The following is a 13,809-nucleotide window of genomic DNA, read 5'->3' as shown; positions in this document are numbered from 1 at the left end:
ATCCACTCGCCTCAGTATATTGTGCACTGGTCGTTACACAATCGGCCCGGAGCCCTCCGAGCCGCAGACATCGCCTGGAGGCCTCGTCGTGATCGCTCTCGGACTGGTGCTCGCCGCTCTCGCCGCGGCTCTGCACGTCTACATTTTCGTGCTCGAGTCGGTCCTCTGGACCACCCCCCGCGCGCGATCGACCTTCGGTACCACCGCGGGCGAGGCCGAGGCGACGAAGGACATGGCCTTCAATCAAGGCTTCTACAATCTCTTCCTCGCGATCCTCATCGCGGTCGGCATCATCGCCGTAGCGAGCGGAGCCACGGCGGTCGGCGCCGCACTGGTGTTCGCCGGCGCCGGATCAATGGTCGCCGCCGCGCTCGTCCTCCTCCTCTCCGCACCCACCAAGCGGCGCGCCGCGCTGACCCAAATGACCCCGGGGCTTCTCGCGGTGATCGCGCTCGCGGTCGGCCTCGCGCTCTAACACCTCTCCGCTCCATTTCCATTCCGAAAGGCTCCATGACCTCCGTCACCAGCACCCAGATCCAGCTCGCCCGCCGCCCCGACGGCTGGCCCGTTGCGGAAGACTTCCGCACGGCCACCGTCGAGTACGGCGACCCCGCCGCCGGCGAGATCCGCGTCGAGAACGCCTTCCTCTCGGTCGACCCCTACATGCGCGGCCGGATGAACGACGTGAAGAGCTACACCCTGCCCTTCGCGCTCGGCGAGACCATGACCGGCGGGGCGGTTGGCCGGGTCACCGTCTCAGACGACCCGGCGTTCCCCGTCGGCAGCGCGGTCCTGCACCAGCTCGGTTGGCGCGACATCGCACAGGCGGAGTCGTCGCAGTTCCGCGTCGTCCCCGAAATCCCCGGCGTCCCGCTCTCCCTCCGCCTCGGGATTCTCGGCATGACTGGCCTCACGGCCTACGTCGGTCTGACCGCGATTGCCGGGATGAAGGAGGGTGACACCGTCTTCGTCTCGGGCGCCGCGGGGGCGGTCGGCTCGGCAGCGGGTCAGATCGCGCGCCTACTCGGCGCGAAGCGCGTCATCGGATCCGCGGGCTCGGCCGAGAAGGTCGCGCTACTGAGGGACAAGTACGGCTACGACGCCGCCTTCGACTACCACTCCGCCCCTGTGCGCGAGCAGCTGACCGAGGCCGCGCCCGATGGGATCGACGTCTACTTCGACAACGTCGGCGGCGACCACCTCGAGGCGGCTCTTGATGCCTTCCGCGACGGCGGGCGCGCGGCGCTGTGCGGGGCGATCGCTGGCTACAACAGCACCGAGAAGACGCCGGGCCCCGACAACATGGCGACCATCATCACCCGCGGGCTGACCCTGCGCGGCTTTACGCTCTCGGGCTACCTCGACCACGCTCCGGAGTTCAACCGGCTGATGGCCGGCTGGTTCGCCGAGGGGCAGATCGCCTACGACGAGACGGTCGTGGACGGCATCGACCACGCGGTCGACGCGTTCCTCTCGATGATGCGTGGAGGCAACACCGGCAAGATGGTCGTCCGTCTCTAGCTCGTATGGTCGGTGCGAGGAGGCTGCGCCCACCGAGGCGTAGCCGTCAGGACAGCATGTCCCCGCGGGTGGGACAGCTGTCGCTGATCCAACGCCCCGACCGCCGACCGCGGTGGCAGACTGCGCAGATGAGCATGTTCTCGTCTCGGATGGTCGCCCCAGCGCTGGCGGCAGCAGCACTGGCTCTCCTTCTCGGCGGCTGCGCGGGCACTGGTGGTACCACGCTGAGGAGCCCCCTCCCGACGCCGAGTACCGCGACGGGCGCACCGACGCCGACGCCGACGGTCACGGTGACCGTCGCGGCCACTCCCGAGGCAACCGCATCGCGCGCCCCAGCGTCCTCCCCCGCCGCGTCGACGAGGCGCTGCCAGGGATCCGACCTAGCGATGGAGTACCGGCCCGACCCCGAAGCGTCCGGCGCCGGCAGCAGCGCCTTCGACCTGGTGCTGACCAACACCGCGTCGGTCGCGTGCGCACTGGTCGGCATCCCCGGCGTCTACGCCACCGATGCCGGCGGCACTCGGATCAGCGCGGTCGCCGACGCCTCCGGGCCGAACCCCGATGGCCCGGTCGATCTCCTCCCCGGTGCGCGAGCGAATGTCCGGATCGCCTGGCACTCGCCCGGCGCGTACGGCTGCACGGTCGGCACCTCCGCGTACCTGGTCGCTGAAGTTGTGGATGCCGCGGACGGCGCGGTCCGCGCGCCCGCCGAGCTGGAGGTCTGTACCGACGGCACCGTGATGATGGACGCCTCCGCCTACACTCTCCTCTGAGGCCGCCGCGCGACCCCTTGACCGGGGCTTGGTCGACCCGCCAACCTCGCATGACACGTTCCGAACCCATCCGGAGGTCACTATGAAGGTCGGCTCGCTCATTCTCCGTCTCGCCGTCGGCGGGCTCTTCGTCGGTCACGGGCTGCAGAAGCTGCGGGGCTCATTCGGCGGCCCCGGTCTCGACGGCACCGAGCAGATGATGACAAGCCTCGAGCTGCATCCGGCCCGTCGCAACGCGGTCGCCGCGGCTGTTACCGAGACGGCCGGAGGAGCCGCCCTCGCGCTCGGGGCCGCGACTCCGCTGGCCGCCGCCGGCCTGATCGCGACGATGGTGACCGCGGTGCGCAAGGTGCACTGGAGTAACGGCCTCTGGAACACGGGAGGCGGCTGGGAGTACAACGGCGTGCTGGTCGCCGCAGTGGCCGCGATCGTCGCCGACGGACCCGGAACGCTCTCGTTCGACGCACTGATCGGCAAGCGGAAATGGGGAGCCGGCTGGGCGCTGTTCGCCCTCGTCGGCGGCGCCGCGGCCTCGACGGCGCTGATCGAGGCAGGCCGTCGCGCTGCCCCGGTCGAGGGCGTCATCGCGGCGGACGACCCCGAGCCGGACGGCGACGGCGCGGCAGACTAGTCGCGTCCTCGTCACTCGGCCGCAGCGAGGAGGTGAGCGGCCTTGGTGTCGTTGCTCGGCGGTGAGCGACAGCGGTGCGCGACAGCGGTGCGCATGGCTGTCCGTCCTGTTCGCGCGGCGTCAGCATTCAACGCACCGACCGCAGGTGTCGCGGTGGGAGTGATCGAACCAGCGGTTCGTAGCTGACGCCGCGCCGCGGTAGCGTCGAAGCCGTGACCGATCAGATCAGCGCCTCCGAACTCGCCGCCTCCGAGTCGGGCGACGCGGACGCGCTCGCGCTGTGGCAGGCCGCCGTCGATCGCCGTGACGCGCAGGACGATCCCGATGGCGTGGTGGAGCGGATGCGCGTCCTCGCCGCCCGCTACCCGGGCACCGACGGGGTCGCCGCGTTCGAGCTCGGTGGCGCCCTGGACAGCGCCGGACACGAGGCGGAGGCGGCGGTCGAGTATGAGCGCGCCCTCGCCGCGGGCCTCGATGAGGAGCGACGCGCGCGCCTGACGATCCAGTACGCCTCCACCCTGCGCAACCTCGGCCGCACCGACGAGGCGATCGCCCTGCTGGCCGGAGCCGCGCCGCACCCCGCGGTCGGCGCCGCACGCGAGGTGTTCCTCGCACTCGCCCTGCACAGCGCCGGGCGCGCGGACGAGGCGCTGCGCACCGCGCTGGAGGCCCTGGCGCCGGCCCTCCCCCGGTATCAGCGGTCCGTTCGCGCGTACGCCGCCGCCCTGACGGACGGTGCGGACGAGGAGTAGCGCGCCGGTCGCCCTCCCCGCCCGTCGGCTCAGCCCTCGAGCAGCACCGCGTCGATCTGGCCTATCGCCTGGCGCATACCCTCCTCCATCCCCATAGACACCATCTGCTCGAGTTGCTCGCGCGACTCGAAGCTGCTGCGGATCGTCATCCGCGTGTGGCCCGGAGCGATGTCGTCGAACGTGACGGCGGCGCGCGTGATCCCCATCGCATCGATCGGAACACCGTGCTCGTCGGCGAAACCGTCCTCGAACTCGAACAGCGTCGGCTCCTCCACTCGGGTCACGCGCCACCAGCCTCGAGCCATTTCGCCGTCGGGCCCAGTCATCGCATAACTGCTCTGACCACCTTCGACGGGCTCGTGGCGCTCGAAGGTGGCGGGCCAGGTCGGCGGACCCCACCAGCGCTCGAGCTTGCGCGGATCGGTCCAGAGAAGCCAGACGCGGTCGACGCCCGCCTCGAACTCCGCAGTGATGGTCAGAGTCAGTTCTTCGACGTCCTTGACGGACTCCAGCACGGTCATCGTGCGTCTCCCTCTCCTCGGTCCCCGAAAGCCGGCCGGCTCCCGGACGCTCGTTCCTCGTTGTCGAGGAGCTCGGCCATCCGGCGGATCCTCCCCGTGCAGAGCTTCTCGTAGTCCTCGAGCAGGCGGGATGCGCGGCGCACCACGACCTACAACCATGTGGTTGGAAAATAGGGCGCGCCCCCAGTCTTTGCAAGAGGTGCGTCTGTTCTTGCCCAAGACGCTCGTCGTCTCAGACGGTCACCGCGGCAAGCGCCTCGGCAGCGGCGTCGAGCACCCACTCCGGTAGCTGCCGAGTCTCGAACACAGATGCGTAGAGCTGAGCCATCGAGTTCGCGGGATCAAGCCTCCGTGCCTCGTCGAGGTGGAGCCCCGCGAGGCTCGACACGCCCCGCGCCCACCAGCACCACGCGAGCACGGTGAGCACCGGCGACCGCGCCTGATCGGGCGCGAGTGCCGCGGCGCGGGCGAGCAAGCCGGTCGCCACCACCAGGCGGTCGCGGTCCGGGGCCGGCCCGGTCCCCAGCATCACCATCGATGCCTCAAGATCGTGCTCGTCGCTCGACCGGGCCAGATACTCCCGACCAGCGATGTCCGACACGGTCTCACCCAGTATTGCGCTCAGAGCGTCGAGCCGTGACTGGCGCAGCTTCTCCTCCGCACCTAGCTCGGCCCCGCGGGCGATCTGCAGAGTGACCTGATCACGCAGCGGTGCTGACTGCAGGATCCGGATGATCAAGCCCTCGCGGCGAGGGTTGTGCGGCCCGGTGAGCCAGCTCTCGACAAGCGGCACGGTGTCCGGAATCAGGGGAGGCCGGTCGAGGACCTGGGCCACGATCGCCCGGTCAGCCTCGTCGACCGCGGGGAGAGCGGCCAACGCGGCGAGATCGAGCGGGTCATCGGCGACCGCCCTCGCGAGCACCCCGGTCTCGCTCCGCTCAATCTCGAGGAGCGGGCGCGGCTGTCGGCACTCCGACGGCTCGGTGTAGCGGCCCCAGCCGTCGCCCGCCACGCACGCCACAGCGACAATGCCGAGCTGCGTGCGCTCGAGCCGACGCAGCACCGCACGTCCGAGGTCGAGCAGAGGGATGCCCCGCGACTCGGCGTAGGTCGCGCTGGTGTAGAGCACGACCAGCGCCGCGGTCGCACGCGGCATCGTCTCCATCATGGCCGTGCAGCCCCGCGCGAGTGCCTCGACCTCCGCTCGGTGCAGGCGCTCGGGAATCGGGATGCGGAAGCCACCGCCAGCACGTGTGCCGAGGAACGGCACCACGATCAAGGACTCCACCGGTCGGATGCCAATCATGGAGGGGACCGCGGCGAGGAGGTCCTGGAGTTCGCCTGCGCGGACGACCTCGGGGTCGCGCCGACGGCGGACGGTGGACGAGTGGGCGGGGAACGAATGGGCGGGGATGCGGTGAGTCGATGTCATGTCCGACACCCTCCTCCGCCGGCTTGGTGCGCGAGAGAACGGAGCGCGATCCGTGGAGAGCTCGAGCGGATCCGCACCTGTGGAGGAGCCTCAGACCCCCGAGCCCGCACCCGCGCAGCGCCGTGACACCGCCGCAGGAGCAGGCCGCACTACCTTCGCCAGCGGCCGTCCCTTCGCGAGCTCATCGAACCCGGTAAGCCAGCCACACCGCCTCGTCCACGTCGGCCCGCCTGCGGCCCTTCCGCTCCGCCTGTGCCACGTCGTGCGGATACACGTCCAAAGGCCGTGGTGAAAAACTTGCTCATGGCCAGGGAGAGTACTCGCGGGCACCGCCGCGCGCGATCGGCACGGCGGGTGCTGCCGCCGCACTATTCTTCGGAGTGGCCTCCGCGCCTCTGCCCCGCCTTCGACAGAAAGAGTGCCCGTGAGCGTTCTGCGCACCAAGTCCGTCGAGCAGTCCATCGCCGATACCGATGAGCCGGAGTACCGGCTCAAGAAATCGCTGACGGCTCTTGACCTCACCGTCTTCGGCGTCGGAGTCGTGATCGGCGCCGGGATCTTCACGCTGACCGGTCGCGCCGCGCACGACATCGCCGGTCCCGCGATCGTGCTCAGCTTCGTGGTGGCCGCCTTCGCCTGCGCCCTCGCCGCGATGTGCTATGCCGAGTTCGCCTCCACGGTGCCCGTCTCCGGATCCGCCTACACCTTCTCCTACGCCTCCCTTGGCGAACTGGTGGCCTGGATCATCGGCTGGGACTTGATCCTCGAACTCTTTCTCGGCGCAAGCGTGGTTGCTCAGGGCTGGAGCGCCTACCTCGGCTCGCTGCTGGAGCAGCTGGGCATCGTCCTGCCACCCGCGCTCTCCTACGGCGGAGCGATCGATGTGCCGGCGATCCTCCTGGTCCTCGCCCTCGGCGCACTCATGACGGTCGGCATCAAGGAGTCGCTGCGCGTCAACCTCGTGCTCGTCGCGATCAAGCTCTTCATCGTTCTCTTCGTGATCATCGCCGGTCTGCAGTTCATCGACACGGCGAACTACTCACCCTTCATCCCCGAGGCTGCACCGTCGCAGTCGGCCTCCGGCCTCACCCAGCCGCTCCTCCAGTTCCTCTCGGGCATCGAGCCTGCGACCTTCGGAGTCGGCGGCATCATCGCCGGCGCGTCGCTCGTCTTCTTCGCCTACATCGGCTTCGACGTCGTCGCGACCACAGCGGAGGAAACCCGCCGCCCTCAGCGCGACCTGCCGATCGGCATCATCGCCTCTCTGATCATCTGCACCGTCCTGTACTGCGCCGTCGCCCTCGTGGTAACCGGCATGGTCCCCTACAACGAACTCGACCCCTCCGCCGCCCTGGCCAACGCCTTCTCGTACCACGGGGAGACCTGGATGGCGACCGTGATCTCGGCCGGCGCAGTCGCCGGTCTCACCACTGTCGTTCTCACACTGATGATCGGAGCGACGCGCATCATCTTCGCGATGGCCCGCGACGGGCTGCTCCCCCAGCGCTTAGCCGCGGTGCACCCGCGCCTGCGCACGCCGTGGTTCACCTCGGTCATCGTGACGATCGTCGTCGCCCTGCTCGCGGGGCTCACCCCGATCGGGGTGCTGGAGGAGATGGTGAACATCGGCACGCTGTCAGCGTTTGTGCTGGTCTCGATCGGCGTCATCGTCCTCCGCCGCAAACGCCCGGACCTCCCGCGCGGCTTCCGAGTCCCGTTGAATCCGTGGTTGCCCCTGCTCTCGGCCCTGATCTGCATCTACCTGATGCTCAACCTCTCCGTCGAGACCTGGCTGCGCTTCCTGATCTGGCTGCTGGTCGGCTTCGCGATCTACTTCACCTACTCGCGCCGCCACGCGAAGATCGGGAAGTAGGGCTCACCCCGCCAGGCCCACCTTCGGCCGCGCCCACGAGCGGCCGCGGGTGTCCTTGAGAATGTCGTACTCCACCTCGACGTGCGGCTCAATGGCGCTGTACTTGTCGTTCGGAGCGCCAATGACCAGCTGGAAACCCAGCCCGCGCCAGGCCCCAATCGCGCGCTTGGTGAAGTGCGCGTCCGCCTTGATCAGAGCCTCGTCCATGAAGACCGGGGCGTAGCGAGGGCGGTCGGCCCCGGCGTCCCCGAGCTGATAGCGCAGCGCGGCCCCGACGATGAACGCGATCAACTCCTGTGACTCCCCACCCGACTTCTCGCCGATGTGGTCGTAGAGCGCGACGTGCTCGCGGGTGACGGCATCAACGCGCTCGGCGCTGACGCGGACGTGGTTGCGCACGTCGACGAGATCGCCGAAGTCGGGCGCGGTGCGCCGCAGCCGCTGGATGAGTCGCGACATGCGCCGGTAGACCTGCTCGCGCTCCTCCTCCGTCGACACCGCCTGGATCTGCGCGCGCACGTCGCGGAGTTCGCGGCGGAAGCGCCGACGCACCTCCGACTGGTTCTCGCGGGTTGTGATCTGGAGACGGTGAGCGTCGTCGGAGAACGGCAGATCCTGCATGATCACGTTGATCGGCTCTATCCGCTCCCGGATTTCGCGGAGCGAGCGGCCAAGAGTGGAGTCGAAGCTGGTCAGGTCGTTGCCGGAGAGAGTGAGCAGGCTGTCACGCCACTCACTCTCGAGCCGGTGCAGGCCGCTTGTCTCGAGCGCGTCGAGCAGGCGCTCGAAGTCGCCCGCGGAGGTGTCGGGGTCGGCGAGCAGGTTGGGGTTCGGCCAGCGGTCGAGGAACCCTGCCATGATCCGACCGGCGCTCTCGCGCTGCTGCTCGTGCGCGTCCGCGGCCGATCGACGGTCCTCCTCAAGCCGCTGAGCCGCCGTCGCGAGGGCCGCATCGAAGCGCACCAGCACGTCCTTCGCGCTCCCGGATGCCGCGGCGTCGGTGAGCGTGAAGCGCGCGTCAAGGAACGCGCGCTGGTCATCGTCGAGCTCGCGCTCGGCGCGCTGTGCCGCGTCGAGCGTCGCCTGGCTCGCGTCCACGTCATCGACGACCATCGCCCACTCCGCCTCGATGCGCTCGCGCTCGACGCCGGCGCGCGCGATCTCCTGTCGCAGGCGCTCGATGCGCGTGCGCAGGTCGGCGATCTGCTCCTGCAGCCCGGCGAGTTCCGGAGTGGCCGCCGCCACCTCGACGCCCACGACGCTCCATCGCTCCTGCTCGGCAAGCAGCGACTCGACATCCACCTGATCCCAGGTGATGCGCGCAACGCGGGCGAGCCGGGTCAGGCGGTCATCGAGCGCGTCGAGCGCCTCCTCCGCCGCCTGCGCCCTCGCGATTGCGGCAGCGCTGCGGGCGCGTGCCGTCGCGACCAGAGCGCCGAGTTCGCTCACACGCCGCGCATTCGAGAAGCCGAGGACGTTGGCTGCGCCATGCCCGCCGTGCGCGCCGCGCTTTCCCTGCGAGAGCTGACCGGCGAGGGTCAGCGCGAGCCTGTGCCGGCCCAGCTCGTCCGCCCGGTCCACGCACACGAAGCCGAACCGGTCTTCGAGGCGGTCCTGCAGCCAGCCAGTGAAGGGGGTGACCCGATAGTCCAGGCGGCCGGGCAGGGTCTTCGGATCGAGACCGCGCACCTCCTCGAGCCCGCTCTGCACGCCCTCGTAGCGGAGTCGGAGGGGGAGCCGAACCGCGTCGATGGCCGCGCGGAAGCGCTCGAGGTGGGTGACGTCGATCATCAGCGTCGTGGCGAATCCGCCGAGGGCGAGCGTGAACGCCTCGCGCCACGGCTCGAACTCGGCGCGAACCTCGATTAGCTCGCCGACGAAGGGCAGGTCGTCGATGCTGAGCCCCGCCGCCGCCGCGATCCGCTCGCGCGCCTCGTGCAATGGCCTCGGAATGCTGTCGCGGCGCTGTGCGGCGGCGCGCTCCTCCGCTTCGAGCTCGGCGAGGTCGCGAGCCGCGGCCTTGCGCTCGGCCACCGCATCGGACCAGGTCGCGCGGGCGTCCCGCTTCGCCTCCGCAGTACCCGTGCTGTCGATGGCACTCGCCACAACCGCCTCGAACTGCTCCCGCGTGGTCTCCGTCACACCGAGCGCCCGCAGATCCTCGTCCAGCCGCGCTCGGTTCTCCCGCACCGTCCCGAGGCGTCGCTCGACGTCGCGGAGCTCACGCTGCGCCGTCTCGAGCCGATCCCCTCCGGAGACGCGAAGTACCTCAGCGAGCCCGTCACGCTCCGTCTCCGCAGCCTCAGCGAGTGCACGCTTCTCCCGCAGCAGGGCATCGACCGCTCGGGTACGGTCGCGCAGCTCGGCCTCGACGTCGCGCAAAAGGCCGAGCCGCTGCTCCGCCCGCCAGACCGCGGCCGGGGAGACGGAGGCGTCGAGGTCGCCGAGCGCGTCGATCAGACGCACGCGCTCAGCCGAGGCGGCCATGCGCAGGCGGAGTCCGCGCAGCGGTTCGAGCGCCGCGACCTGGTGCCTGGCGGTGAGCATCCGGAGCCGTGTGCTCTCCAGCTCATCGAAGTGCGCGACGACCGCGTCGGCGGCGGCAAGGGTCTCGGGTTCCTCCAGCACGAGCCGCTTGTAGAGGTCATCGACCGTGGTGATCTGCTGGCCGGCCTGGATGCGCGCGAGTAGGCTCATCGCCTTCGATCCCGCGCCCGCCGCGCCAATGCCGAGCACCGCGTGCAGGCGCGCCGAAAATTCGCGGTCGGTGGCCAGCGGATCCAGGCCAGCCGCGCGCAACGACGCGTCCGAAAGCCGGTGCGCGGCCGCCGCCTGCAGCGTGCCGAGGTCGATCGCGCCCTCGGCCGTCGCGCGGACGCGCACGGTCTCCTCGAGCACGCGCGCTCCGGCGGGCACATACCAACCGCGGAGGGCGCTGAAGCGCGTGCCGTCGTGGTCGACCCAGGTCATCGCGACGGCGGTCCAGGTGTCGGAACCGTCGCCGCGGAGAACGCGCATGGCCGTCCCCTCCTCCGTGCGCGACTCGTCGAGCTTGCCGCGGGCGTAGGACAGTATGTTCCGCTGGTCCTCGCCGCGCGGCCGCCCCGTCACTCCACCGTTGGAGGCGCCATTGAACGGCGCGGTGTGCGGCATCATCAGGGCGATGTAGGCGTCCATCAGTGTCGATTTGCCGGAGCCGGAGCCGCCGCAGAACAGCGTCGCGCCGGGCGAGAAGCGCACCCGGTGGGCGCCGTCGTAGCCGCCCCAGTTGACCAGTTGCAGGTCCTCGGCGAGCCACTGCTGCCCGCGCGAGGCGGCGGGGATGAGTCCAAAGAGGGTCTCGAGCATCGTCATCGGGGGTCGTCCTCCTGGTCCGGGGCGGCGGAGTCGTCGGAGTGTTCAAGCGAGTCCGCGGGGTCGAAGGGATCAGCGCCCTCGTCGGAATCGCCGCGATCCACCGCACCCGAGCCGCCCTGCGCCTCCTCGCGCCCGCGCAGCCAGTCGCTCAGCTCCCGCAGCTTCGGCGCGCTCAACACAATCTCCACGACCGGGCTGATCCGGTATCGCCCGGCCGACTCCTCCTCGACGATCCCATCCCGGCCCAGGCGCTCCAGCGCCTTCCTCACCATCCGCTGCCGGCGCGCCGTGTCCCGCTCGGCGTCGGCAAAGTAGCTGAGCACGGTCTGCTCGACCTCCTCGACATCCACTCGCGCCGACGGCTCCCCCGCCGCCGACTCCCGTTGGTGCACCGTGCGCAGGTGCACGAGCACCAGCGTCTCGGCTCGCGTGTAGGGCAGATCACGCAGCAACACCGGCATCTCGATCTCGTCGGAGCGCACCTGCTGCTTGTACGCGACTCCGCGCTCATGGTCGACAATCAGCCGGACGAACACGTCGTTGAGCCGCGACTCGACCAGCTGCCGATGCTCCAGCAGCACGGCCCACTGCTCCCGGTGGCGGTCGGCGAGGAGGAACCGTCGCTGCAACACGTGCACCAGGACGCGGCGCACCTCGGCGTCGAGGACACCGCGGTCGCCCGGGAAAAGCTGGTCGGGGTCCTCCTCCATCGCCACGGGCGCGATGAACGGATCGACGGCGGATTCCTCGGTCGCCGCCGAAGCCTCGGTCGCGGCACTCTCAGTCATCCTCGGTCTCCTTGTCGATATGGGCAGTGATGGAGCCGAAGGCGAAGCGGCGGGTCGTCCCGTCGGGTCGGCGGGCGCGCACGACCGAGTAGCCGTCGGCCTCACGGAGGCCCGTGCGGTGCACGATCTCGAGCAGACCGAGCAGGTCGACGGGACGGCGTGTCTCCTCCGGTGCAGCGCTGAACGCGTCGCCGAGGTCGAACTCGTCGCCGAGCCCCGCGATATACGCCTCCAGCTCGGCGTAGCGCGGACCGCCCCACGCACGGCTGTCCTCGTCAACGAACTCCGCCGCACCGTCGTCGTCGGTGAGCGGAGCCGGTCCGTCGGCCGGGCGCACATCGCCCAGAGTCTGGCGAAGGTGACCGATCGCGGCGACGGGTAGGTGCCGCAGCGGCACGACCGGTGCATCCGAGGCCGTCCACTCCTGCAGGCCCGCCATTACCTCGCGCAGCAACTCGTCCACCTGCCGATCGCGGGCAGGATCGTGAGTCCTCACCTGTCCGGTAATCACATGGGAGGCGCGCCGCTGGGCGGTGAGAACCTCCTGCACGCCCAGCTCCACTCGCCGACCGATCGCGCTAAGCTCCGCCCGCTGGGCAGGATCCATCAGGCGCGAGAACGGCTGGACGAGGACCGTGTGCAGCTGCTCAGCGAGCGCGTCGATCCGCTCGGGGTCGCCGAGGAGCCGCAACGCTCCCGCAAAGGCGCGCCCCTCGCTCGTGGACTGCATCACGTGCTGACCGCGCTCGAGGTACTCGCGCAGCACCTCGCCGGTGGGCCGAACGTCGCGGCGGAGATCGGCAACCACGTCGCGCTGCATCGCCTTGATGGACTCCGCCACGCGGGCGAAGTCGGCCGGTAGCTCGCGCGCCAGATGCACGACGTTCTCGGCCTCCTCGAGCAGTTGCTCGTCGTCGGCGGGTTCGATGCCGCCGCCCTCCTCGAGCGCGACGATCTCGGCGTCCAGGCGCGCCCGTTCCTCGCGGAGTCGCACCAGGCGAGTGACCGGATCGGAATCGACGTCGGCAGCCAGTCGCTCGACCGCCTCCAGCAGCGTGCGAACGCGCGAGTTCGAGACGCGGGTGCGACCGCCGCCCGTGCGCCCGGTGATCTCGAGGGCGCTCACGGCGTGGGCGCTGAGACGGTACACCTCGGCTTCACCCTCGATCTGCGGCACCAACCAGCCGACGCGGACCCAGTACCGGCACACCTCGCGCGCCGTGCCGTTCGGCAACGCCCGCTCCCCCTCGTCATAGCCGGAGGCGCGCAGCTCATCGAGGATCTCACCGACCTCGGCGTGCACGTCCGAGACCGCGACGACCTGCCGGTCCACGGTAAACACGAGCGAGAGGGCGGCGACAACGAAGGGGGCATAGCGCCCGTGGAGGAGGTCGAGAGTCGGCGTTCGGAAGGCGCCGAGCGAGCGCAAGTAGGCGGCCTCGGCGCGGGAGTTCGACATCGCCCTCCAGGATAGGCGGAGGGGCGGGGGTGCGCGGACGGGCGCACGCCAGCGTCGCGCCTCTGCCCTCGGAGACCTGGGCCTTCGTCGACCTGGGGCTCTGCGAGCGAGCGTCAAGACCGCTGCGGCAGGCGGCCGCACTATCGGGACCGTTTGCGCCGCTAATGGAGCGCACGCGCCGCGAACGCACCCTGCCAGCGCGCTGCGGCAAGTCGTGGCGCCGTGTATGAATGAGTGTCATCTTTCATCCGGCGCTCCCCACCGTGTCTGAACCGACGTCAGATTCACCGCATCCTCGCACCCAGACCTCGCGTCGATTAACCAGCAAGTCCCGTTATGTCGCTGCATACTGACGTTAATGTAGTCGCGATGGATCTGCGGCATTACGGCGAAGATGAAGCTGCACCCTGGATCGAATCCTGCACAGACGAAGAATTCGTTCGCGTGTGCAACGTCGCAGATTTTGTGCTCTTCTTCGGTCCCACGGCCGCGTCGGGAGGGTCAATGCTGATCGCCAAGGCATGCGCGATTGCGGCAATGTATATCTACGAAGGGGCACCCAGACGACTCAACCGCAATCGGAGAGATCTTAAACGCGCTCTTCCCGATCGGTCTCGGTGGCAGGAACGACGGACCAATGATCTCGTTATGAAGACACTTCCCACGTACGAGGGCGTGAACGATGACTTCGTTAAATTCTGG

Annotated in this window: 11 protein-coding genes; 6 read left to right on the top strand and 5 right to left on the bottom strand. The window is 69.7% G+C overall.

Annotated features, from left to right (window positions below; translation table 11 throughout):
- Window positions 1–88 precede the first annotated feature (88 nt).
- The 5 genes from HRF29_RS00170 (at window position 89) to HRF29_RS00150 (ending at window position 3,677) form a co-directional block, all read left to right on the top strand.
- Entirely contained in the window at window positions 89–475 is a 387-nt protein-coding gene (locus HRF29_RS00170; protein ID WP_173242932.1) for a DUF1304 family protein, read from the top strand.
- Between the two features lie 35 nt (window positions 476–510).
- Window positions 511–1,521 (top strand): NADP-dependent oxidoreductase, encoded by a 1,011-nt coding sequence (locus HRF29_RS00165; RefSeq protein WP_173242930.1) that lies wholly within the window; start codon window positions 511–513, stop codon window positions 1,519–1,521.
- Between the two features lie 128 nt (window positions 1,522–1,649).
- Entirely contained in the window at window positions 1,650–2,294 is a 645-nt protein-coding gene (locus HRF29_RS00160; RefSeq protein WP_173242927.1) for a DUF4232 domain-containing protein, read from the top strand.
- Between the two features lie 82 nt (window positions 2,295–2,376).
- Window positions 2,377–2,925 carry a DoxX family protein gene (locus tag HRF29_RS00155; protein WP_173242924.1) on the top strand — a complete coding sequence of 183 codons (549 nt, stop codon included), beginning with the start codon at window positions 2,377–2,379 and terminating at the stop codon, window positions 2,923–2,925.
- A 212-nt stretch (window positions 2,926–3,137) separates the two neighbouring features.
- Window positions 3,138–3,677 (top strand): tetratricopeptide repeat protein, encoded by a 540-nt coding sequence (locus HRF29_RS00150; protein WP_343043587.1) that lies wholly within the window; start codon window positions 3,138–3,140, stop codon window positions 3,675–3,677.
- Window positions 3,678–3,706: 29 nt separating this feature from the next.
- Here the strand turns inward: HRF29_RS00150 and HRF29_RS00145 are convergent, their stop codons facing one another.
- Window positions 3,707–4,198, bottom strand: coding sequence for an SRPBCC family protein (locus HRF29_RS00145; protein ID WP_173242921.1), 492 nt, complete (start codon window positions 4,196–4,198; stop codon window positions 3,707–3,709).
- Between the two features lie 232 nt (window positions 4,199–4,430).
- Window positions 4,431–5,630, bottom strand: a complete 1,200-nt coding sequence (locus HRF29_RS00140) for a DUF4192 family protein (protein ID WP_173242918.1) — start codon at window positions 5,628–5,630, stop codon at window positions 4,431–4,433.
- A gap of 424 nt (window positions 5,631–6,054) precedes the next feature.
- Between HRF29_RS00140 and HRF29_RS00135 the strand changes: the two genes are divergently transcribed.
- On the top strand, window positions 6,055–7,503 hold the full coding sequence (locus HRF29_RS00135; RefSeq protein ID WP_343043586.1) for an amino acid permease: 1,449 nt from the start codon (window positions 6,055–6,057) through the stop codon (window positions 7,501–7,503).
- Window positions 7,504–7,506: 3 nt separating this feature from the next.
- Here the strand turns inward: HRF29_RS00135 and HRF29_RS00130 are convergent, their stop codons facing one another.
- From HRF29_RS00130 to HRF29_RS00120, 3 genes are read right to left on the bottom strand one after another with little or no spacing between them, the layout of a single operon-like run.
- Entirely contained in the window at window positions 7,507–10,857 is a 3,351-nt protein-coding gene (locus HRF29_RS00130) for an ATP-binding protein (RefSeq protein ID WP_173242913.1), read from the bottom strand.
- The gene (locus HRF29_RS00125) at window positions 10,854–11,648 is read right to left on the bottom strand and encodes a DUF4194 domain-containing protein (RefSeq protein ID WP_173242910.1); all 795 of its coding nucleotides are present in this window, start codon (window positions 11,646–11,648) and stop codon (window positions 10,854–10,856) included. Before HRF29_RS00125 ends, HRF29_RS00130 begins: the two co-directional genes overlap by 4 nt.
- Window positions 11,641–13,107 (bottom strand): DUF3375 domain-containing protein, encoded by a 1,467-nt coding sequence (locus tag HRF29_RS00120; protein WP_173242907.1) that lies wholly within the window; start codon window positions 13,105–13,107, stop codon window positions 11,641–11,643. The genes HRF29_RS00125 and HRF29_RS00120 overlap by 8 nt, the downstream gene beginning before the upstream one ends.
- Window positions 13,108–13,809 lie beyond the last annotated feature (702 nt).

The sequence above is a fragment of the Rathayibacter agropyri genome (genome assembly GCF_013249015.1).
Lineage (GTDB): Bacteria > Actinomycetota > Actinomycetes > Actinomycetales > Microbacteriaceae > Rathayibacter > Rathayibacter agropyri.
The sequence above is the reverse complement of the archived record's forward strand: the minus strand, read 5'-3'. Positions and strand labels throughout refer to the sequence as shown.

Excerpts from the sequence above, each read along its gene's own strand:
- HRF29_RS00165 (WP_173242930.1), top strand. The coding sequence starts at position 511 with ATGACCTCCGTCACCAGCACCCAGATCCAGCTCGCCCGCCGCCCCGAC.
- HRF29_RS00160 (WP_173242927.1), top strand. The coding sequence starts at position 1,650 with ATGAGCATGTTCTCGTCTCGGATGGTCGCCCCAGCGCTGGCGGCAGCA.
- HRF29_RS00155 (WP_173242924.1), top strand. The coding sequence starts at position 2,377 with ATGAAGGTCGGCTCGCTCATTCTCCGTCTCGCCGTCGGCGGGCTCTTC.
- HRF29_RS00145 (WP_173242921.1), bottom strand. The coding sequence starts at position 4,198 with ATGACCGTGCTGGAGTCCGTCAAGGACGTCGAAGAACTGACTCTGACC.
- HRF29_RS00140 (WP_173242918.1), bottom strand. The coding sequence starts at position 5,630 with ATGACATCGACTCACCGCATCCCCGCCCATTCGTTCCCCGCCCACTCG.
- HRF29_RS00130 (WP_173242913.1), bottom strand. The coding sequence starts at position 10,857 with ATGACGATGCTCGAGACCCTCTTTGGACTCATCCCCGCCGCCTCGCGC.
- HRF29_RS00125 (WP_173242910.1), bottom strand. The coding sequence starts at position 11,648 with ATGACTGAGAGTGCCGCGACCGAGGCTTCGGCGGCGACCGAGGAATCC.
- HRF29_RS00120 (WP_173242907.1), bottom strand. The coding sequence starts at position 13,107 with ATGTCGAACTCCCGCGCCGAGGCCGCCTACTTGCGCTCGCTCGGCGCC.